17 protein-coding genes and 2 pseudogenes are annotated in these 20,707 nt (G+C 63.0%); 13 read left to right on the forward strand and 6 right to left on the reverse strand.

Features of this window, described 5'->3' with window-relative positions; all coding sequences use genetic code 11:
• Positions 1-13 precede the first annotated feature (13 nt).
• Both QFZ33_RS12545 and cspE read right to left on the reverse strand, forming a co-directional pair.
• Positions 14-1,165: an IS30 family transposase gene (locus QFZ33_RS12545; RefSeq protein WP_307027897.1), complete on the reverse strand. Its 1,152-nt coding sequence runs from the start codon at positions 1,163-1,165 to the stop codon at positions 14-16.
• A 174-nt stretch (positions 1,166-1,339) separates the two neighbouring features.
• Positions 1,340-1,543: a transcription antiterminator/RNA stability regulator CspE gene (cspE, locus tag QFZ33_RS12550; RefSeq protein WP_104046164.1), complete on the reverse strand. Its 204-nt coding sequence runs from the start codon at positions 1,541-1,543 to the stop codon at positions 1,340-1,342.
• 776 nt (positions 1,544-2,319) lie between these two features.
• On the opposite strand from cspE, the gene QFZ33_RS12555 reads away from it, so the two are divergent.
• The 4 genes and pseudogenes from QFZ33_RS12555 (at position 2,320) to QFZ33_RS12570 (ending at position 5,750) form a co-directional block, all read left to right on the forward strand.
• Positions 2,320-2,754 (forward strand): plasmid pRiA4b ORF-3 family protein, encoded by a 435-nt coding sequence (locus tag QFZ33_RS12555; RefSeq protein ID WP_307027900.1) that lies wholly within the window; start codon positions 2,320-2,322, stop codon positions 2,752-2,754.
• A gap of 23 nt (positions 2,755-2,777) precedes the next feature.
• Positions 2,778-2,969 carry an IS1096 element passenger TnpR family protein gene (locus tag QFZ33_RS12560; RefSeq protein ID WP_307031797.1) on the forward strand — a complete coding sequence of 64 codons (192 nt, stop codon included), beginning with the start codon at positions 2,778-2,780 and terminating at the stop codon, positions 2,967-2,969.
• Between the two features lie 379 nt (positions 2,970-3,348).
• Positions 3,349-4,447, forward strand: a pseudogene (locus tag QFZ33_RS12565) (IS110 family transposase).
• Between the two features lie 43 nt (positions 4,448-4,490).
• A complete protein-coding gene (locus QFZ33_RS12570; RefSeq protein WP_373427270.1) occupies positions 4,491-5,750 on the forward strand; it encodes an IS256 family transposase in 1,260 nt (419 codons plus the stop codon).
• A 246-nt stretch (positions 5,751-5,996) separates the two neighbouring features.
• Here the strand turns inward: QFZ33_RS12570 and QFZ33_RS12575 are convergent, their stop codons facing one another.
• The 3 genes from QFZ33_RS12575 to QFZ33_RS12585 form a co-directional block, all read right to left on the reverse strand.
• Positions 5,997-7,439: a sugar porter family MFS transporter gene (locus tag QFZ33_RS12575; RefSeq protein ID WP_307027901.1), complete on the reverse strand. Its 1,443-nt coding sequence runs from the start codon at positions 7,437-7,439 to the stop codon at positions 5,997-5,999.
• 27 nt (positions 7,440-7,466) lie between these two features.
• A complete protein-coding gene (locus QFZ33_RS12580; RefSeq protein ID WP_307027904.1) occupies positions 7,467-8,432 on the reverse strand; it encodes a sugar phosphate isomerase/epimerase family protein in 966 nt (321 codons plus the stop codon).
• Between the two features lie 122 nt (positions 8,433-8,554).
• Positions 8,555-9,556, reverse strand: a complete 1,002-nt coding sequence (locus tag QFZ33_RS12585; protein ID WP_307027907.1) for a LacI family DNA-binding transcriptional regulator — start codon at positions 9,554-9,556, stop codon at positions 8,555-8,557.
• A gap of 427 nt (positions 9,557-9,983) precedes the next feature.
• Here QFZ33_RS12585 and QFZ33_RS12590 point away from each other — a divergent pair, with 427 nt between their 5' ends.
• Together QFZ33_RS12590 and QFZ33_RS23970 are read left to right on the forward strand one after the other, a co-directional pair.
• Positions 9,984-10,763, forward strand: coding sequence for an alpha/beta hydrolase (locus tag QFZ33_RS12590; protein WP_307027910.1), 780 nt, complete (start codon positions 9,984-9,986; stop codon positions 10,761-10,763).
• Between the two features lie 124 nt (positions 10,764-10,887).
• Positions 10,888-11,322, forward strand: a complete 435-nt coding sequence (locus QFZ33_RS23970; RefSeq protein WP_373427271.1) for an MmyB family transcriptional regulator — start codon at positions 10,888-10,890, stop codon at positions 11,320-11,322.
• A gap of 128 nt (positions 11,323-11,450) precedes the next feature.
• On the opposite strand, the gene QFZ33_RS12595 is transcribed toward QFZ33_RS23970, so the two are convergent.
• Positions 11,451-12,317 (reverse strand): GntR family transcriptional regulator, encoded by an 867-nt coding sequence (locus tag QFZ33_RS12595; protein WP_307027912.1) that lies wholly within the window; start codon positions 12,315-12,317, stop codon positions 11,451-11,453.
• 266 nt (positions 12,318-12,583) lie between these two features.
• Between QFZ33_RS12595 and QFZ33_RS12600 the strand changes: the two genes are divergently transcribed.
• The 7 genes and pseudogenes from QFZ33_RS12600 to QFZ33_RS12635 all read left to right on the forward strand — a co-directional run bounded on the left by QFZ33_RS12600 (position 12,584) and on the right by QFZ33_RS12635 (position 20,183).
• Positions 12,584-13,849: a RuBisCO large subunit C-terminal-like domain-containing protein gene (locus QFZ33_RS12600; protein ID WP_307027914.1), complete on the forward strand. Its 1,266-nt coding sequence runs from the start codon at positions 12,584-12,586 to the stop codon at positions 13,847-13,849.
• Position 13,850: 1 nt separating this feature from the next.
• Positions 13,851-15,137: a four-carbon acid sugar kinase family protein gene (locus tag QFZ33_RS12605; protein ID WP_307027916.1), complete on the forward strand. Its 1,287-nt coding sequence runs from the start codon at positions 13,851-13,853 to the stop codon at positions 15,135-15,137.
• Between the two features lie 65 nt (positions 15,138-15,202).
• Complete coding sequence (locus QFZ33_RS12610; RefSeq protein WP_307027918.1) at positions 15,203-16,246, forward strand: zinc-dependent alcohol dehydrogenase; 1,044 nt, start codon at positions 15,203-15,205, stop codon at positions 16,244-16,246.
• A 75-nt stretch (positions 16,247-16,321) separates the two neighbouring features.
• Positions 16,322-17,335, forward strand: a complete 1,014-nt coding sequence (locus QFZ33_RS12615; RefSeq protein ID WP_307027920.1) for a 2-keto-3-deoxygluconate permease — start codon at positions 16,322-16,324, stop codon at positions 17,333-17,335.
• A 111-nt stretch (positions 17,336-17,446) separates the two neighbouring features.
• Entirely contained in the window at positions 17,447-17,698 is a 252-nt protein-coding gene (locus QFZ33_RS12620; protein ID WP_307027922.1) for a hypothetical protein, read from the forward strand.
• Positions 17,699-18,151: 453 nt separating this feature from the next.
• Complete coding sequence (locus tag QFZ33_RS12630; protein WP_307027924.1) at positions 18,152-18,325, forward strand: universal stress protein; 174 nt, start codon at positions 18,152-18,154, stop codon at positions 18,323-18,325.
• Between the two features lie 629 nt (positions 18,326-18,954).
• Positions 18,955-20,183 (forward strand): annotated as a pseudogene (locus QFZ33_RS12635) (amidohydrolase).
• Positions 20,184-20,707: the final 524 nt, after the last annotated feature.

Below are 20,707 nucleotides of genomic sequence, written 5' to 3' on the forward strand. Positions count from 1 at the left end.
TCGTTGCAACGGTTTATGAGTCTGTCAGTGGTGAACCCAGTGTAGTCAGGCGCTCGAGGGGGCTCTCCCAGCCTAGAACTTCACGCGGCCGTCGATTGAGTTGATTCGCGACTGAGGCAAGGTGTTCGGCGGTGTGGACGCCCAGATCGGTTCCCTTGGGAAAGTACTGGCGGAGCAGGCCATTAGTGTTCTCGTTCGAGCCGCGTTGCCAGGGGCTGGCGGGATCGCAGAAGTAGACCGGCATGAGAGTCCGCTGCGTGAAGTCCTGGTGGCAGGCCATTTCAGTGCCCTGATCCCAGGTCAGGGAACGACGTAGATGGGCCGGGAGGGCGCTCATCGTTTCTGCCAGCCGGTCGCGCAGATTCTCTGCTCCGCGGTTGCCTGCCAGATGCACGAGGATGATGAAGCGGGTGGTCCGTTCGACCAGTGTGGCAATGGCCGAGCGGCTGCCTTTTCCAATTATTAAATCGCCTTCCCAATGCCCGGGTACTAATCTGCTGGTCACTTCTGCGGGCCTGTCACGGATCATGACCATGTCGGGGAAGCGTTTGGTCCGGTGTTCCTTCCGGCGGCGTGGCCGGCGACCGGTCCGACCGGTCCGCAGTGAGACGGCTGGATTCACCGCCAGATCCAAGCGTCCGCGCCCGTACAGGGCCTGGTAGACGGTCTCAGGCACGACGTGCATTTCCGGTTGTTCCGGGAAGACAGCGCGCAGCCGGTTGCTGATCTGGCGGGGGCTCCAGCGTTGTTCGAGGTGCTCGCGGACGAAGTCCTGCAGCTCCGGGTTGCCGGCGATCTTCCCGCTTCGCTGGCGGCTCCTTCTGCGTTCCGCGCTGCGCTGGGCCGTCCTCGGACGGTAGTTGCCAGAGGGTTTGTGAATGTTGCGTCGAATTTCCCGGCTCACGGTTGATGGACTGCGCCCGAGCTCCATGGCAATGGCACGGATGCTCCGCCGGGCATGCAGCAGGTCCGCGATCGTGATCCGTTCCGACTCGGAGAGAAATCGGGCGGAGATCACGGCTGGCCTCTGATGAGAGATGGGAGCGTACTTCTTGATGTCTCCGGACTTCAGAACGACCGTGTGGCCGTGCCGCCATCGAGTGCCGGAACTACGGCTGATTCCTACGATCCGGCACGCTTCGGAATTGCCTATTCCCTGTTTCATCAGCTGATCATAGTGAGCCCGTGCAGCGTTCTTTGGAGGAGCGCCCCGGGACTTTCGTGGTCTTTTCATCTCTCCCAGCAACTCCTAATCGCTCAGGTGTTGCAACCACCGCTAGACGCCAAGCCGAACAAAAGAAGCTGACCGGCTTGTGCCGGCCAGCTTCCTGACAACCACTTAGAGCGGCTGGATGTTCTCCGCCTGCGGACCCTTAGGGCCCTGGGTGACGTCGAACTGAACCTTCTGGTTCTCGTCGAGGGAGCGGTAACCGCTGGATGCGATTGCCGAAAAGTGTGCGAACACGTCAGCGCTTCCGTCGTCGGGGGCGATGAAACCGAAGCCCTTTTCGGCGTTGAACCACTTGACCGTACCTGTTGCCATGCCTGTTTCCTTCACGGGTCGCGGGCCGGATACGCTTTTCGGATTGCCGTCCCCGCCACTCACACCATGAGCCTATGTGCCAGCAGTGAGGGCGGGCAAGAGATTGGTCAAAGGCTGGGCTCCCGGAGGACGGCCACACGAGGTTGCGGCAGCCTGGCTTCGAGTACCTATCAGGGGCGCAATGCGCCCTCCGGGAGACGACACGACTTGCCTGTTGCCTCATTGGCAATACCTCCGGGAACGCGGGCTCACGACCGGGCTTCTTAAGTGGTTATTGTCGCGGAGGTACCGGCTTTGTGTCGGGAAATGGTCTCGAGTTCTGCAGTGAGCGCGAGAATTTGCGATAGCGCCACCACGCGGATCTTCTTGAACTGGGCGTGCCTCGCGATGATCTGCGAATCGCGCAACACGCTGCTGCCCAAATCAGGGCGCGAACCGCGGTGCATCCAATCATATGAGGTGGGCAGTCAACATGTTGCCCCTTCTGTTGCCTCGGGCGACCAGCGTGCATGAGGCCGGCTATCAGCGCTTTCGGTTTCTACTTCTCCATTAAGTACGGACGCACCCCGCTAGGGCGGGGGAGGGCCCTATCCTTGCCGCAAAGACCGTTTTGCTAGCCCATGACCAAGGACAATGTGGGCCTGCACAACGGGGGAGGGTGCTTCATGGCTGACATTTGCTGCGTTGCAGGCCTTTCGTCAAGCTACCGGCGATGGCGGGGGAGAGGTCACGACGTGATCGGAGTAGGGCCAGCGGGGTCTGAAAGAATGTGCTGCATGGACAAACTCGCGGCCGGGATCAGGGTTGGACGGGAGTCGTTCCTGGAGGTTCGCGTGGCGCTGGTCGACAGCGAGCCTGCTATTTGGCGCCAGCTCGAGATCCGAAGCACCATAACCCTGAATCAGGTCCATCAGGTCCTGCAGGCACTCTTTGGCTGGGAGGACATGCACCTGCACAGGTTCACAGCGGAGGATCCCTTCGCGCCGCTGTGGCCGGTCGACGGCGAAGTTCCGGAAGCCCTGCAGTGGCTTCCCGGGCAGGAATGCGAAGAGCCGGATGACAGGCCCGAGGAGGATTGCTCCCTGGATCAGCTGCTCGCGCTGGGTGCAGGTGCCGCGTTCTACGAATACGATTTTGGTGACAGCTGGCTTCGCCGGCTCGAGCTGGTTTCCTGCCGGCCCGCGGACATGACAGTCCACCGGCCGGGCTGATCCACGGGGCCAGACGCGGCCCGCTGGAAGACTCCGGAGGATTTCCCGCCTACGAGGAGATCATGGATGCCTTGGCCGACCCTTCCCATCCTGATTACGCCGAACAGGCCGCATGGGTTGCCGACATTACCGGGTCGGACGCGCCTTTTGACCCTGCCTTCCTGGACATCTCCGCAGTGAACCGGGCGCTGGCCAAGCAGTTCCGAGGTTCTTGAGTTGGGAGAGAACGCCACGAACGATGGCACGAAACTGTCCCTTTTGCAGGCACTCCCGCGGCGTTTTTCAAACGCCTGTGAGGATTGGGGTGGGTGGTCTGGGATTGGCTGGCAGAGTAGTTGCAGGCCGTTCCGCCCCGCGGACGTGACTCATTAAACGCTTGGCCCCGTCCGGGTGTCCTGTTATCGACATGTCCGTCCGTTGGGTGGGCGGCCGGCACCTGCCCGGCCCACCTCGGTGACTTGATCAGAAGATTGTCCGCCCCCGTGCGAGGCGTGGCTCGTCACAGTGCTGTTCCGAAGTGACCTCTACCCGGACTGGTACCGGCCCGTAACGGCCTGACGGTGTCCGCGAAATGAGGAAGGTGCCAGAGCCGCTATGACTATCGTTGCGTATTCCCACCCGTTTGTCGTGGGCGTCGACACCCACGCCCGGAAGCACGTGTATGCCATCATTGCCACGGCCGGCGGTGAGCGCCTCGAAACCCGGGAGTTCCCCACAAAGGGTGCCGGAATCAACCGCGCCATCGCTTGGGTCGCTCGTCGCACCGATGCCGATCTGGCCACCTTGTGGGTGATCGAGGGCGCGGCTTCCTATGGTGCCGTGCTGGCCGGGGCTGTCGCAGCTGCCGGCTACCAGGTCGCCGAAGCCAAGCGCATGGACGCCCTGCCGCGTCGTGGGGTTGGCAAGTCCGATCCGCTGGACGCGCACCGAATCGCTTCTGCCGTCCTTGCCTTGGAAGAGAGGCAGTTGCGCCGGCCACGGTTGAACGAAGGGGTCCGCGCGCCGTTGCGGGTCCTGGTCAGTGCGCGTCATTCAATGACCACCGACAGGACCAGGACCGTGAACGCCTTGACGGCCCTGCTCCCGATCAATGATTTGGGTTTGGATGCGCGCAAGTCGTTGACCGGAAGTCAGATACTGGAAGTGTCCCGATGGCGGATCCGCGGAGAACCTCTTGCGGTGTCGGTGGCCCGCTCTGAAGCGGTCAGACTGGCCAAGCGCATCGGCGACCTTGACGCTGAGATCGAAACAAACGGCTCCCGGATCCCCGAACTGGTTGAGGTAAGCGAAGCCGCGCCGCTGCTGCAGGAATCCGGCTTCGGACCCGTCACGGCAGCCATCTGTCTACCGCTTGGTCTCATCGGGCCGGGTACGTTCCGAGGCCGCCTTCGCCTCCCTGGCCGGGGTCAACCCCATTCCCGCTTCATCTGGACATACCGTCCGTCATAGGCTCAACCGCGGCGGCGACAGGACTCTGAATAAAGCCCTTCACATGATTGCCCTAACCAGGATGGCCTTCGATCCAGAGACCATCGAATACGTAGCGAAACGGCAAGCAGAAGGGCGAACCAAGAAAGTAATCCGTCGATGCGTGAAACGCTACCTTGCCTGGCGGATCTACCGCACACTCAATGCAACAGTCTCCAGCCGTTACTACGTTGACAACCATAGAAGAGTCGATCTGGGACTGTAAGATAAACGGTGGGAACGGCGTGGCCTGACCGAAAGGCAAGGCTATGACCGAGACCGCAGAGATGATCGATCCCATGACGGGAGAGATCATCGATCAGAAGGAGCTCGCTGAGGCGCTGCTGGAGCAGGCACGCGAGCAGGGCGTGAGCCTGCTGGGCCCTGGCGGGCTGCTGGCAGGCCTGACGAAGAACGTGCTGGAGACCGCGCTGGAGGCGGAAATTACCCAGCACCTCGGCCACGAGAGGCACGGGCCGGCCGAGAACGGGAACGTGCGCAACGGGACCCGGTCCAAGACCGTGTTCACAGAGATCGGCCCCGTTCAGATCGATGTTCCCAGGGACCGCGAGGGCAGCTTCGAACCGCAGATCGTGAAGAAACGCCAGCGCCGCCTGGACGGGATCGACGAGATCGTCCTGTCCCTGACGGCCCGGGGCCTGACAACCGGAGAAATCGCGGCGCACTTCGATGAGGTCTATGGCGCCACCGTCTCCAAGGACACCATCAGCCGGATCACCGAGAAGGTCTCGGAGGAGATGGCCGAATGGGCCAACAGGCCCCTTGACCGCGTCTACCCGGTGATCTTCATCGATGCGATTCACGTCAAGGTCCGCGACGGGCAGGTGCGCAACAAGCCCTTCTACGTCGTCCTGGGCGTCACCGTGAACGGTGAACGCGACATCCCCGGAATCTGGGCTGGAGATGGGGGCGGCGAGGGCGCGAAGTACTGGCTCGGGGTGCTGACCGAGATTAAGAACCGCGGCGTGGAGGACGTGTGCATCGCCGTCTGTGATGGCCTCAAGGGCTTGCCCGAGGCGATCACTACGGTCTGGGAGCAGGCCACGGTTCAGACGTGTGTGATCCATTTGATCCGCAACACTTTCCGCTACGCGCCGCGCCAGCACTGGGACGAACTCTCCCGGGACCTTAAGTCCGTCTACACCGCCGCGACCGAGGCCGCCGCGAAGGAGCGTTTCGGAGAATTCGAGGCTAAATGGGCGGTCAAATACCCGGCGATTGGACGGCTCTGGCGCAACGCCTGGGCCGAGTTCGCGCCGTTCCTGGACTGGGACGCCGAGATCCGAAGGGTGATCTGTTCGACGAATGCGATCGAGTCCCTCAATGCCCGCTACCGGCGCGCGGTACGGGCACGTGGTCATTTCCCGAACGACGCTGCGGCGCTGAAATGCCTCTACCTCGTGACCCGTTCCCTTGACCCCACAGGGCTGGGCCGGGCACGATGGGCCACGAGGTGGAAGCCGGCCTTGAACGCGTTCGCGATCGCATTCGAGGGCAGAATCAACTAACCACAAGCCAGGCCAGACCCACCGATAATCTGACAGACCCTGGCAGGCACACGTTGTGGCCTAGAACAACCTCGCGTGCCGACAGGTTGCATCTGCTGGTTCCTCAGCCTCGCCGACTCGGCTGACCACTCGGTAGTTGTGCTTGCCATGGGAATACCTCCTTCCTTCCCAGGTAGTTGGGGTGTGGTTTCATGCCAGCTGTGCCTGCACCAGCGCGGACTCGTCAGGGCTTCGAGTGCCTGGCTGTTACTGCTTGGGGAGGGGGATGGGGCCGGTGAAGCGGAGGGTGAGTTCTTCTTCCACTTGTTCGAGCGTGCGGCCCTTGGTTTCGGGGATTGAGCGGATGTAGAAGATGAGTGTCCCGATGTTGATGGCGGCGAAGAGGAAGAACGTGGAGCCTTGGATAGCGTGGATGAGGATCGGGAAGACCAGCGACACGATTGTGTTGGCGATCCACACGAAGGACACGGCGAGTCCGGTCGCGAATCCACGGATGCGCAGCGGGAAGATTTCCGCCAGCAGAAGCCAGAAGATCGGACCGATGCAGGCCTGCATGAAGAAGAGGAATACCAGCATGCCCGCCAGAACGAGGTAGGAGCGCAGCGTCGACTCGGGCAGCAGGAAGAAAATACCGATCAGGGCGAGGGCCATCGTCAGGCCAGCCTGGCCAGTGATGATGATCGGCCGGCGCCCAACGCCACGGTGGAGCAGGTAGATGCCGAGCAGGGTGCCGAGAACTGACACGACGCCGTTGCAGATGGTGGCGATCAGGGATGCCTGCGTGTCCAGCCCGGTGGAGATGAGGACAGTGGGTGCGAAGTACATGATGCTGTTGACGCCCGTCGTTTGGGACAGGAATGCGATCGCGACGCCCAGGAAAACCAGCTTCCGGATCCACGGAGTGCGCAGGTCCAGCCAGCTGCCCTGTCCGATCTTTGCATCGCGCGCCGCCATGTCCTGCATCTCGTCAAGCTCGCTCTCGACCGCTTCGGCCGGTCGTGTCCGGAACAACGACTTGCGCGCCTCATCGATGCGCCCCTTGCTGACCAGCCATCGTGCGGATTCCGGAACAAGGAGCATGCCGAGCCAGAGGAGTACAGCCGGCAAGGATGCGAGGACGAGCATCCACCGCCAGATGTGCCCGTCGTTGGAGACTGATCCAAGGAGCGCATTCGAGCTATAGGCGATCAGCTGGCCGGTCACGATCATCAGCTCGTTCACTGTCACGATCTGTCCGCGCCGTGAGGCAGGGGCAAGCTCGGCCAGGAAAACCGGAACGGTTGCGGAGGCTCCGCCAACGGCGAGACCGAGCACGAAGCGGGCAATGATGATCATGGCGGTGTTCGGCGCCAGCGCACATCCGATGGCGCCGACGAAGAAGATCACCGCGAGCAGCATGATGTTGCGCTTTCGGCCCTGACGGTCGGACAGCCGTCCGCCGAAGAGCGCCCCAAACACGGCTCCGAAGACGAGGGAGGCGGCAACGAGACCTTCCTGGGCGGGGTTGAGCCCCAGCCCGCCTTCGCTTCCGGGCAGCGTCATGAAGGGTAGGGCGCCGCTGATGACGCCGGTGTCGTATCCGAAGAGGAGGCCGCCGAGGGTGGCGATCCCGGTGATGAGGCCGAGTTTCGGGCCGGCTGGTCCTGCGGTGTCTGGTTTTTGGTAGGCAGGAGACGTCTTCGTCTGCATGGGCGGTCCTTTTGTTGGAGTGGTGGGTCAGATGCGGGCGGGAGCCCAGTCCGGGGTGTCGCGGAGCACTACGGAGCGAAGAAGCTCGGCGGACTTGCGGACGCCCTCGCCGGAGTTCACAATTACGTCCTCGTGCTCGATGTTTAGGGGGCCGTCGTATCCGACGGAGCGCAGGGTGTAGATGAAGTCAGCCCAGAAAGCAGCGCCTCCGGGGTGGCCCAGGCCGAGCGTCACGTAGTTCCAGGAGCGTTCCCCGGTCCGGGCCGGCGGCAGGGTGTCAAGGATGCCGTTGATGTCCGCGTTGGCCCGTTCGATGCGGGCGTCCTTTGCGTGCACGTGGAAGATCGATGACCCCAGAGCCCGGATGACTGCGAGGATGTCCGCGCCCATCCACATGAGATGTGAAGGATCGAGGTTTGCGCCCACCACATCGTCGCCCACAATGCCCTGGAGCCGTTTCATGGTGGCCACATTGAAGACGAGTTGGCGCCCGTGCATCTCAACGGCAAGGCGCACATTGTGGCGCCGGGCGAAGCCGGCGAGTTCCTCCCAGTAGGGCGCTGCGATGTCGGTCCACTGGTATTCGAGGATCTCGAGTGTTTCCGGCGGCCATGACGTGGTGATCCAGTTGGGTGACTTCTCGCCGCGCGCGCCGGGGAGTCCGGACATCAGCACGACGGTGGGAACACCCATCTCAGAAGCGACCTTGATCGTGTCGCGCACTACGCGATCCTGGGCGGGGCCGGTCACGGGATGGAGCTGGTTGCCGTTCGCGTTGAGCGCGCTCAGGGTGAGGCCCCGTGAGCTGATGGCCTGGGCGAGGGCCTCGCGCGCCGTAGCGCTCGAGACGAGTTCGCCGAGGCGTGCGTGCGGGGACTCTGACCAGTTGCCCGTCGCGATCTCCACAGTGTCGAGGCCGAGCCCGGCGGCAGTATCGAGTACCTTCTCCAGAGGTTGCGAGCCGAGCGAGTCAGTGATCAGGCCGAGCTGCATGAGCAGTCCTTTCGTACGTCGTTGTGCGGAATCTAAAGCTTTAGATTGGAAGGGGTAAAGCCAATCTAAAGCTTTAGATAGTTACATTAGACTTAATGTCCTGACATGACAACGGTTCAGCTCTAAGTTGTTTGGCCGCGCACGAATTCGACGGGCAGGACGATCTCGTGATGCTCGTCCACCGGTTTCGAGATGAGGTCAATGACTGCACTGGCGATTAGGTCGATCGGCTGGCGCACGGTTGTTAGTCGTGGGGTGATCATTTGGCCCCAGGCGATCCCGTCAAAGCCGCAGATCGCGATGTCCTCGGGCACGCGCAGGCCGGCGCGTTGCAGTTCGAAGAGAACCTGGATGGCCAGGAAGTCGTTTCCGGCGAAGTAGGCGTCGATGCTTCTGTCGCGGAGCAGCAAATCGGCAGCGACAGCGCCGGCGTCGGAGGTGCGGACCTGGCCGAATGCCGCATGCGCCACTTCGAGACCCACTTTGGCGGCCTCGTCGATGAAGCCGGTGCTGCGGCTTTGCGACGTTGGCAGCCCCTGCGGCGGGCCGGTGACCAGCGCGCGTCGGCGTCCGAGCGAGCGGAAGTGCCGGGCCGCCATGCGGGCGCCCGCCTCGTTGTCAACGGACACGGCGCCGACGCCGGCATGGGAGGTAATCTCGTCCACGATCACAATCGGCGGGCCGGAGTCGAACCGGGATTCAACATCGAGGACAGCGTCGCTCGTCATGGGGACGTAGATGATCCCGTCCGGGACTTCGTCGAACACTGTGTTGAGGTAGGACACTTCCCGGGCGGGATCCAGCTGGCAGTTCATGAGCGAGAGCATCCAGCCCTGGCTGCTTGCCGCGTTTTCGATGGCCGCGATCAGCTCCGCATAGAACGGGTTAGTCACATCCGGCACCACGGCCGAGAGGGACCGCGGTGCTCCGCGGCGCAGTGCCCGCGCGTGACGGTTTCGCTGGTATCCCAGCCGGCGAACCACCTCCAGGACCCGTTCCCGCGTGGCGTCGGCAACCGGCTCTTTCCCTGCAAGCACAAAGCTCACCGTCGCCGTTGACACCCCCGCCTCGCGGGCGACATCAATAATTCCTACGCGTTTCGACTTCTCACGATGAATGACCACAGTGGAAAGATCCTACCGGGTTCATGTCTCCCTAATTTGGACGTGCTGGAACCCGCGCAGTCTTGCTTGGATAGGGGTCACACTCATTCAAGGCAGTTCCATCCCCTTCAGAGGGTTGCTCCTCGGTGACGATGTCGCCTCCCGTCGTGGGTCCTGGTATCCGAACGCTCGAAGGGCAGGCTCACTCTGGGTTCCCCTCGCCGAGGCGGCCTGAAGGGCCGCGCGAACGCCGCCAGCGGCGGGCGGGAGGGGCGTGATCCTGCCTAGGAAAAATCTCTCCAATTGTCGGTCCGTACGCTAAGAGAGAGTCTTTTATATGTGGCCACCAGCCGCGTCCGCCGGCGGAGAGACCCACCCCCACGGGTACCTTGTTTCACTGTTAACAGTGCGCGTAGTGCGGGAAACACAATTGAGTAAGGACGACAGCTTGAAGCGCAAAATCACTTTCGACCGTGACGGTTTGACCCTGGCGGGCAACCTCTTCACCCCCGAGAACTTCGATGAGAACGGCTGCTACAAGGCAGTGATCGTCGAGGGCTCGTTCACATCGGTCAAAGAGCAGATGGCGGGAACGTACGCCGAGAAGTTTGCTGAACAGGGCTTCGTTGCCCTGTCCTTCGACTACGCCCACTACGGCGAGAGCGAAGGGACTCCGCGTCAGCTCGAGGTGCCGGCCGAGAAGCTCAGCGACCTCCAGGCGGCGGTCAGTTACCTCACCGGGCTCCCCTACGTTGAGACTGTCGGAATGGTTGGGGTCTGCACCTCGGCCAACAATGCGACCTACCTCGCCGGCCAAGATTCGCGCGTGAAGGGGCTGGCGACCATCGCCGGGTTCCTCGTCAACGAGGACGTGTTCACTGCCACCTACGGCGAAGACGGAATGGCCACACGTCGCGAGCAGGCGGCCGCGGCCAAGAAGAAGTACGACGAGACCGGCGCAGCGACGACCAATACCGTCTACAGCGAGACCGATAAGGATGCGGCCAACGACATCCCGATAGAGGGGGGCTTTCGACTACTACGACAACGAGGCCCGGGGAAACGTTCCCGAGTACAGGAACGAACTCGACGTGCAGTCCTGGGCGAACTGGCTCTCGTTTGGTGCACTGAGTCAGGCACCGTCCATCACGACTCCGACGATCGTCGTCCACTCCGAAAGCGCCCTGCCGGAGAACGCCAAGGCGCTCCACGAGGCTGTTCAGGGTGAAAAGGAACTCGTGTGGTCTGATGGCAACCACTACGACTACTACGACTCGCCGAAGCAGATGGACAACGCCGTCGCCAACGTGACCCGGTTCTTCCGCACCCACCTCGCCGCCTGACACTTCCGGGTGCCGAACCTGATCCGCAACCCTTGTCGTGTCCGGGACATACCCGTCCCGGGCGCATCGCACTCAACCAGCAGCGAGAGACGATTCCGTGAAGAACCCACACCTGGAAGCCCGGCAGGAATTCGGCACCAAGACCATCCGCCACCCGACCTCGGCGACCTCACCATCGACTGGGACGCCTTCCAGTGGGCCGGCGACCCCGACCAGCAAGTGATCATGTGGTCCGCAGAACCGGGCTCACCCACCCACGACAAGCTCCGCATTCTCAGCTCCCAGATCCAGCCCCCTCCCCCTCCGCTCAGGACGCGCCGACCGCCGACCCATGATCTGGCTGCGTGGGCATCGGGCGCCTGTAGGGGTTCAAGTTTCTTGTCCTGCCCAGTAACGCTCCCTCACTGCAACACTCGTGCCCCTCTCGAAAACCCTTGGGATTAAGAACACGTCGGTAATGAGACACACCAAGTTGGACGCATGACCTGGTTTGCTCGGCTGTTGCGCTCCCGCGGGACGTTAGGTTTCAGAGTTCCACTGCGATGAGTGTCGCAGTAGAGGATGGCTGCTTTCTAGTGTGCGCCTCGCTCGAGATCGGCTAGTTCTGATTCGAGTTGCTGGGTCAGGTTCCGTAGGCGCCGGATGTTCTCTTGGGAGACGCGCCCGGGTTGCGTTGTGACTTGTGCATCGACGTCGAAGACGGTGTTGGGGCTATGCCAGACGTTGAACCATTCGAGACCGTGGCCGAGAGCGTCGCGGGTAACGCCTTGAAGCAGGAGCAGCGGTTCCCGGGTGTTGATGTTCAACTTCCGGGCCAGGTCATGATCTGAAGACACTGCCTGAACCTGGCGGGGTCCACCGGCGGGGTGGTATCCGTGGTCGCGCATCAGGCTTAGGAGTGACGCGTTTTCCAGCAGTTCTACGGTGAAGTGCGGGAAGAAGTCGCGGGGGACCCAGGTTCGCATGAAAGCCACGGGAAGGTCATCGAGGTAGCGAACCCGCTCGATTTTCCAGGTATTGGTCGTATTGAGGGCCTCGACGCCGGCCAGGGGCGGCTCCGATGGTTCCACGGCGAGGACGTGAGTGCGCAGGCGCTGGCCGTGTGCTGCGGCTTGTTCGTCCAAGCCGCCGGCGCGCTGCACGTGTCGGCGAAGGACTGGTGTTGCGGCTACGACGCTGCCTCGGCCGCGCTGCCGGCGAATCAGGCCGAGGTCGGCGAGGCCGGACAAAGCCTGGCGAACCACGCTGCGGGAGACGCCGAACTGCCTTTGCAGCTCCTCTTCGGTAGGCAACGAAGAGCCCGGAGACAGCCCCATATCTACGATCTGACGGTGCAGGATGTCCCGGATTTGGGCGTGGAGAGGACCTCCGTCCTCCCGGTTCAGAGGGCTGGTGCGTCCCGGCTGCTCTGCCGCTGTTACTGCTGGTTCCAAACTCACGTTGACTCCTCTGCCACTGTGCAAATCTTAGCCGTCCCGCTGCTCTCCCATGGTGGGCAGTAACGAGGCGGCCTTGACGTGACCTACACCACCCATTATTGTACGTATCAAAGGTACGTACAACTTCGGTTCGCGGATCACAGGAGATGCCGTGGATACGAAGTCCGAAGTCAGCTTGAACCCGCATCGGCGCGTGAGCGAAGTGAAAGTACCTGCAGATGACAGTCGGATACGTAAGTTTCAAGTCCCCCCGAATTGGAGAGTCCATGCGCGACCCGCGCTCGGTGCGTTGCACCTACTACCTAGAATCCGAAATTGACCCGGAGAAGGCCGCGGCCATCATGGCGGGCGAACAGTCCAGCGGCACCTTCCTGCCAGTGCCGGGCGAATCAGCCCGGATCCGGGAGCGACACGCCGCGCGCATCGTGGATGTTCAGGAGCTCGGCTTTTGCCGCCCCTCCTTGCCGTCACGGGCGAACCCCGAGAAGGTCCGTTCGGCTCTGGTGACCGTCGACTTTCCGATGGAGAACGTCGGCACCGATCTGGCGACCCTGCAGACAGCAATCGCAGGCAATCTCTTCGAGCTTGGCGATCTTTATGCCTGCCGGTTGCAGGACATTGTTCTGCCGGAGGACTTCGTAGCAGCCCACCCCGGCCCGGCCTTCGGGATCGAGGGCACCCGCAAGCTCATCAGCGATGTTCAGGGAGTGATGGTCGGCACCATCGTCAAGCCCAATGTGGGTCTTTCCGAAGAGGAATTCCGGCTGGTCGTCCGGGATCTGGCGATGGCATCCATTGACCTGATCAAGGACGATGAGCTGATGACTGATCCGGCCTATCTGCCTTTGGAACGCCGGGTCGCGGTCGCCACCGAGGAAATTCGCGCCGCTGAGCAGGTCACGGGCCACTCGACCATGTATGCCTTCAACATCACCGGTGATCTCGCCGGTTTGCATAAGCGCCATGACCTGGTTGTTGAAGCCGGTGGCCGGTGCGTGATGCTGAACATCCCCGTGATGGGGATGCCGGCCCTGGCATTGCTGCGCAGCTTCGCCGAGGTTCCCATCCACGGCCACCGTGCAGGCCTGGCCGCCTCCATGCGGTCCAAGGCCCTGGGCATGGATTACCGGGTCTGGCAGCAGATGGCCCGCCTCGCAGGCGCCGACCACCTGCACGCCAGCGGGCTGGGCAGCAAGTTCTACGAGCTGGACGAAGAGGTCGCGTCGAACATCCGTAGCCTGCTCGAGCCCCTCGGAGAGACGATTACACCGCTTCCGGTCCTGTCCTCCGGGCAGAACGTCACCACCCCCGGACCCACCTTTGACGCGGTGGGGTCCACCGATCTAATGATGCTCGCCGGTGGCGGTGTCGCAGCCCACCCGGACGGTCCCGGCGCCGGAGTGCAGAGCCTGCGCCAGGCGTGGGAAGCGGCTGTGGAGGGCGTACCCCTGCAGACGGCAGCGGACAAGCTGGCACAAACGGGGGACAATGCACTCCTGCACGCTGTCCAGACCTTCGGGAAAGACGCCTGACATGCCCGCTTTCGGTTTCGTCGCGGACGACCTCACCGGAGCCGCCGACGTCCTCGCCCAGTCCCACCGCTACGGACTGGAAGCAGCCCTGGTCATCGGAGACGCACCGCTGCCCACAGACACTGACGTCGTCGGATTCGCCGGGCCCGCACGCTCCCTGTCCGGAACAGCGTTCGACAATCTGGTTAGCAGGGATCTGGCCGGCATGGCCGCGCTTAATGTGGAGGTGCTGCTATATAAGGTCTGCTCCACGTTCGACAGTTCCATCACTGTCGGCAGCATCGGCCGCGGGATCCAGCTGCTCCATGAGCAGTTCGCCCTGCACGGGGCAATCCCCGTGGTGCCCGCCCAGCCAGGTTTCGGCCGATACACCGCGTTCAGCAACCACTACGCCACCCACGGGGGCCAGATCTACCGGTTGGACCGCCACCCAGTCATGTCACAGCACCCCTCCACCCCCATGCACGAAGCCGACCTGCGCCAGGTCCTGGCCGAACAGCTCGGGGGCGGAGAAATGCCGGGGGCCATCCATCTGCCCGCTTATGATGACGGCACCTTCAAGGACGCCTGGGCGGATCGACGGCGGGAAGCCGGGGCGCAGGCCTTCGTGGTGGACGCCGTGGACGAACACCAGATGGACGCCGTTGCCGAAGCGCTCAAGCGCGAGGAACACGGTCACGGTCCTTCGATCGTGGTGGGATCCGGCGGCATCATGGCTGCACTAGCACGGTCCATCTCCGACCAGGCTCCCCGGACACCAGGACGGCAGCAGCCCTCGGGACCCGTGCTGGCCGTGAGCGCCTCAGCGTCCAGCACCACAGCAGAACAGATTAACGACGCGCTCTCCCATGGCTGGGAGGACGTTCCGGTACCTGCCGAGCTGCTGCAGCGCGATGACTCCAGGCTTGTGGCCGCCCTCGATGAGCACGTCTCGGCCGCACTTCGGTCCGGCCGCAACGTCGTCGTGCACACCACGCGGGGCGCCGGTGACCCACGCTACGGGGTCACCGGACCGGTGGACGCGGGCTACGTCGGAGCACTGATCGGCGGCATCGCCGCCAGGATGGCCGATGCCGGACTAACCCGCGACATCGCCGTCTGCGGTGGCGACACCTCCAGCCATGCACTCATCGCCATGGGCGTACGCCAGCTGCGCGTTTCCGACCAGTTCGTCACAGCCGGGCCCATCCTGCAGGCCGACGGCGCCTCCGCAGTCGCCGGATGCCGGCTGCTGCTCAAGGGGGGACAGGTCGGCCCCAGCGATATCCTGCACCGCTTCGCCGGCTAGTTTTCCGGCTAGTACCCCACCAAGCATTCTCCAAGCATCTCCAGAATCAACGAAAGGCGGCCCCCATGCGGGCAGTAGTCAAGAACGCAGCAGAGCGAGGCGTCACGTACGTCACCGACGCCGGAGACCCCAAGGCAACAGAAGGCTCAGTCGTCATCGAGGTAGGCGCCGCATCCCTCTGCGGCACCGACCGGGAACTCTACGAATGGACCCCCTCCGCCCAGGCCTTCAACCTCAACCTCCCCGTGACCCTCGGCCACGAAGGCGCAGGCACCATCGTCGAGGTCGGCCCCGGCGTCACCGGACTGCAGGTCGGCGACCAGGTCGCCCTCGAAAGCCACCTGACCTGCGGACAATGCTTCCCCTGCCGCACCGGAGACTCCCACACCTGCGAACGCACAGGGATCCTCGGCATGCACATCGACGGCGTCTTCGCCGAATACGCCGCCGTCCCGCAGGACATCTGCGTCAAACTCCCCACCGGCCTGTCCCTCGAATCCGGTGCCCTGCTCGAGGCAGCCGGTGTGGCCGTGCATGCCATCCAGCGCGCCAACTACTCCGTCGCAGGCCGGGCGGTACTCGTCAGCGGCGCAGGCCCGGTCGGCCTCGTCGTCGTGAACCTGGCACTGCTCATGGGCGCCAGCCATGTCATCGCCGTCGACCCCAACCCCTACCGCCGGGCCCAAGCCGAAAAACTCGGCGCGACCGCGCTTCACCCCAACGACGGCATCATCGAACGCTGCCGCGAACTGACCGGCCGCCGCGGCGGCTTCGACGTCGCCTTCGAATGCTCCGGAGCCCCGGGCACCCTGACAACCCTCTTCGAAGCCGTCCGCCGCGAAGCCACCGTCATCACCGTCGGACACCCCAGCCGCCCCGCCGAAGTCGACATCGCCGCCTACATCAACAAAAAAGGCATCACCCTTCGCGGCATCTTCGGACGCCGGCTCTGGGAAACCTGGGAACAAAGCCTGCTGCTGCTGGACTCCGGAAAGCTGGAGCTCGACTGGCTCATCACGCACCGCAAGAAACTCAGCGAAATCGACGAAGCCGTCGAACTGCTCACCGGAGACGCCTGCAAAGTCCTGCTCATCCCAGGCCTCGGCTAACCCAACCCAACAACGGAACTGACGGTCCGACCCGTGCAGCTCCCAACCACCCAAAGCCATTCAGAGGAGAAATCAATGTCGATTCCCATCAAGAAAGCCCTGGAGAGAATCCCCGGCGGAATGATGCTGGTGCCCCTTGGCATCGGCGCCGTCATCCACACCCTGGCCCCAGACGCCGGTAAGTTTTTCGGTTCCTTCACCGGAGCCTTCTTCACCGGCCTGCCGCCCCTCCTGGCCGTGTTCTTCGTCTGCCTCGGCGCAACACTCGAAGTCAAATCAACCCCCTACATCCTCAAAAAGGGCGGGGTGCTCCTCGGCTCAAAGATCCTCTTCGCCATCCTCATCGGCATCATCGCCGGACGCTTCCTCGGCGAAGCGCCCATCGAAACCGGGATCCTTGCAGGCCTCTCAACCCTCGCGCTCGTCGCCGCCCTGAACGACACCAACGGCGGGCTCTACATCTCCCTGATGGGACAGTTCGGCCGCAAACGCGACGCCGGGGCCTACTCGATCCTGTCGCTCGAATCCGGGCCCTTCCTGACCATGGTCACCCTCGGCATAGCCGGTCTCGCTGCATTCCCCTGGCAGGCACTCGTCGGCGCGATCCTCCCGCTGGCGCTGGGCATGCTCCTGGGAAACCTGGACAAGAACATGCGGCTTCTCCTGGCACCGCTGGTGCCGGCAATGGTGCCGTTCCTGGGCCTGGCCCTCGGCCTGACCATCAACCTCAACGCCGTCGTCGAAGCAGGACTGCTCGGCATCGCCCTTGGACTGTTCGTGGTCTTCGTCGGCGGCGCGGTACTGCTGTTGGCCGACAAACTCACCGGCGGTGACGGTGTTGCCGGTCTCGCCGCAGCCACCACAGCCGGAAACGCGGCCCTCGTCCCCGCTATCGTCGCCACGGCCAACCCCGTCTACGCGCCGGCGGCAGAGCACGCCACCGTGCTGGTGGCAGCGTCGGTCGTCGTCTCCGCGGTGCTCTGCCCGATCGTGACTGCCTCCTGGGCGCGCCGGGTGCAGAAGAAACTGGTCGCAGACGAGATGAACAAGGGCCCGGCCGAGGTGGCAGCCGTACCCAAGCACGCGTAGAACTTCAAAACTGACCCGCGTAGTACCAAAGGCAACCGGGCGGGGCGTGCACGCATATGCATGCCCCGCCCGCTCTTACACAGAAGCTTGATTAAGCCGGGAAGGAGCAACATGAACGCTGACACTCAGATGCCGAACGTCCTGACGCTTGAGACCAAAGCCCGCCCCCTCAGCTATCACAACTGGGTCCACCTAAACCCAGGTGATCGAGTCACCGTCAAACGGAGCGGGTTCGCGCACGAGCAGGGCACCGTGGACGACGTAGGCGAGGACGCAACATACTTTTGGGTCTGGATCGACGGGCAAAACCGAAACCTAATCTTTCACGGTGACGGTTCCGTCATCCACAAAATCCTCCCCTAGCGATCACAGCAAGGAGACTAGGGCGGCCAGTAGAAAGCAACCTGCAGGACCAGGCCGCTTGAACCCGTATGGCCGCTACCGTAGTAGCAGCTTTTCGCCATCAGGGCGCAGCTCCCCAGTCGGCGAGACGTGCCTGTAGAGGGTCTGCGTCGTTCAGTTCCGGCTGGCACAGGACTGCTCCCGGGTAGTCCAAAACGGACCTCATAGGACAGCGAAACGGAAAAATGGTCAACATCGTGTCGGGTGACGCGCACACCGCGGAATCTGCCCCGACCTGGCGCCGGTGCTCGGAACCGCACTGCACGTAGTAACAGCGTTCGACGGCGACCGCACCGTCGTATTCGGTACCGGGAGTGACCAATAGGTCGTCTCGACCGAAGATAACGCCGAAGAGGTCGCCAGAAACGTGGGCGTAGACCTCAGCTCAGGCGAACTCAAGGTCGCCTACTCGCGGTGTGCGGCACACCAGCCCAAGCGCTGCTCAAACAAGCGGAAAAGTACAACGCCCGAATGATCGTCGTGGGCAACAAGCGCATGCAGGGGCTCGGGCGGGTGCTCGGCAGCGTCGCAAGCAGCGTCCCACACAACGCTCCCTGCGACGTGCATATCGCCAAAACCGACAGCTGATGATCCTGTGCCCCGGGACGAATCTCCGGTAGGAGCATCACGTTCCCAGGGTCGTTAGCCCCGTGGCCCACGCGCCAACGGCCAAGTGTCTCTGCCGCCGGCACGCGGAATCGCAGCACGCAACCCCGAGGACGGGAGCCGGCGCCGGCATCCCCTGACATCGATCGGTTCCTATCCGCCCCTGTCGAGTGACCCGGCGCCTGGACTGCTCGGAACTGGCTGTCAGCCGCCGATGAACAGCGGCCATGCTCCCGCCGGCCGGCAAGGGCGAATCTGCAGATCACCGGAACCGGGTTCTTCCCGCCATAGTAAGACGGATTGGCCCCGTACGCGGGCAATAGGCCCGCCATTCGACTTCAGATCCTGCGTTCCGTTTCGGCGCGTCAATCAGCGGTAGTCACGGAGTGGACCCCCAAATGGGCCCTTCTGACCTATGACGAGGCCACTGCATTGGAGCCTGGGATCGCCCTCCACCGACGCCGCTCTGCGGACTCTTCCCAGCGGTTGGAGCGCCCACAGCCGACTGCCGCCATCCCTTAGCGTTCCACAGCGGGCCCATGATGGCTGGCGGACGCGACTATAACTTCTGTGGACAGTACAAATATCCAATCGAAGAAGGGCAACACATGATGGGCAATGCCGTGCGGGATCTTGAACTCACCGACGACGAGACTGTCCGGATGCACAAGTTGTACCGCCATCTGCACGCCAACCCCGAACTGTCCATGCAGGAACATCGGGCCGCAAGGCTCATTACCGACCATCTCACTGCCATCGCAGCCGAGACCTTTAGCTGTGGCGGGACGGGCGTCGTCGGCGTACTGCGCAACGGCGAGGGGCCAGTCGTGGGTTTCCGGGCCGACATCGACGGTCTGCCGATCAAGGAGGAAACAGGACTTGATTACGCCAGTCAGGCCACCTCTGCCCTGACTGACGGGACTCAGGTTCCGGTAATGCACGGCTGCGGCCATGACATGCACATCACCGCAGCGCTGACTGCGGCGGTCTTGCTCGCGGATGCCACCGATGCCTGGGCCGGGACAGTCGTCTTCCTCTTCCAGCCGAGGGAGGAAACGGCGGCCGGAGCCCAGGCGATGGTCGACGATGGTCTGTGGAACCGGGCTCCCACACCGGAGATAATCTACGGCCAGCACGTCGTGCCGAGTCTGGCTGGCACGGTAAGCATCAGCCGCGGTACCGCTATGGCCATGGCCGATTCCTGGAAGGTCACCGTGCACGGGCGTCAGGCGCATGGTTCCCAGCCCCAAGAAGCGATCGACCCGATCATGCTCGGGGCCCACATGTTGGTCCGGCTGCAGACCATCGTTTCGCGTGAGCTGGACCCCATGCAGTCCGCGGTCGTGACAATCGGAACCTCTATGGGGGCCTGAAGGAAAACATCATTCCCGCCATTGCCGACTTCACCATAAACGTACGGACCTTCGACCAGAAAGTGCACGAAGCCGTGCTGGCATCAATCCGCCGAATCATCCGCGCAGAGGCAGAAGCATCCTCCGCGCCGCCCCCTGAGATTGAGGAGCTGTGTTCTTTTCCGCTGTGCTACAACGATCCGACGGCGACAGATCAACTTCTCCAGGAATTTCGGGTCATGATCGGAGAGGAAGAGGTCCGCGAGATTCCGCCGATGATGGCCAGTGAAAACTTCGGGACCCTCGCAACAGCTATCTCTGCCCCCTCGGTTTACTGGACCTTCGGAGGCTATACCGCCGAGATGCTCAAGGCTGACGGGCACATCGCCGGCAATCACTCGCCACATTTCGCCCCCGCCCTGGAACCCACCCTGAGCACTGGCGTCCGGGCTGCTATGACGGCGATCCTGTCCAAAGTTGGATGCTGACAGCCCCCGTGCGCCTTTGTTGAAAAGCAGGACCCGGGCCTGCGGTGCACGATTCGCGGTCGCGACCGCTGCTTGGTCGGTGAAGGCCATAGCCGCTGCACCAAAGCAAAGTCGCGCCAGATGCGATTTGCCGGCTTCCGGGTTACGTATGCGCTGCTATCGGCGGCTGAATTCTACAGAGTGACAGAGTCTGGAAGTCGCAGAGTTGCGCGACCAAACTGCGCACGGGGCCCGTCATTAGCTGCCGAAGTCCGCCCTGACCGCGTAACCGAGGACCTTGTGATTACGTGGCTGCTGTGGCTTGAACGCGCGTTTCGCTATGCGCCTTCAAGGACCCTAGTCGTGTATTCCAGAACGCCGATATTGGACCTTTCGTCAACCTGAGAGCCCAGGCGAGCGGTACCCAGCTACGATCCATACTGCTGCCGGCCGGCACGGTGAACCACGCTTAAAGTCCAATAAGGGTGATTTTGTCAAGATATGCGGACGGGAGTGCGGGAGGCAGGGCAGTGCCTGTTCCCTCT

The organism is Arthrobacter globiformis (assembly GCF_030815865.1).
Classification (GTDB): Bacteria; Actinomycetota; Actinomycetes; order Actinomycetales; family Micrococcaceae; genus Arthrobacter; species Arthrobacter globiformis_B.

Bases quoted from the DNA above. Each gene is read 5' to 3' on its own strand.
- QFZ33_RS12580 (WP_307027904.1), bottom strand. From the start codon at position 8,432: ATGCAGCTCGGCCTGATCACTGACTCGCTCGGCTCGCAACCTCTGGAG.
- QFZ33_RS12615 (WP_307027920.1), top strand. From the start codon at position 16,322: ATGTCGATTCCCATCAAGAAAGCCCTGGAGAGAATCCCCGGCGGAATG.
- QFZ33_RS12610 (WP_307027918.1), top strand. From the start codon at position 15,203: ATGCGGGCAGTAGTCAAGAACGCAGCAGAGCGAGGCGTCACGTACGTC.
- QFZ33_RS12605 (WP_307027916.1), top strand. From the start codon at position 13,851: ATGCCCGCTTTCGGTTTCGTCGCGGACGACCTCACCGGAGCCGCCGAC.
- QFZ33_RS12575 (WP_307027901.1), bottom strand. From the start codon at position 7,439: ATGCAGACGAAGACGTCTCCTGCCTACCAAAAACCAGACACCGCAGGA.
- QFZ33_RS12570 (WP_373427270.1), top strand. From the start codon at position 4,491: ATGACCGAGACCGCAGAGATGATCGATCCCATGACGGGAGAGATCATC.
- QFZ33_RS12555 (WP_307027900.1), top strand. From the start codon at position 2,320: ATGGACAAACTCGCGGCCGGGATCAGGGTTGGACGGGAGTCGTTCCTG.
- QFZ33_RS12620 (WP_307027922.1), top strand. From the start codon at position 17,447: ATGAACGCTGACACTCAGATGCCGAACGTCCTGACGCTTGAGACCAAA.
- QFZ33_RS12600 (WP_307027914.1), top strand. From the start codon at position 12,584: ATGCGCGACCCGCGCTCGGTGCGTTGCACCTACTACCTAGAATCCGAA.
- cspE (WP_104046164.1), bottom strand. From the start codon at position 1,543: ATGGCAACAGGTACGGTCAAGTGGTTCAACGCCGAAAAGGGCTTCGGT.
- QFZ33_RS12545 (WP_307027897.1), bottom strand. From the start codon at position 1,165: ATGAAACAGGGAATAGGCAATTCCGAAGCGTGCCGGATCGTAGGAATC.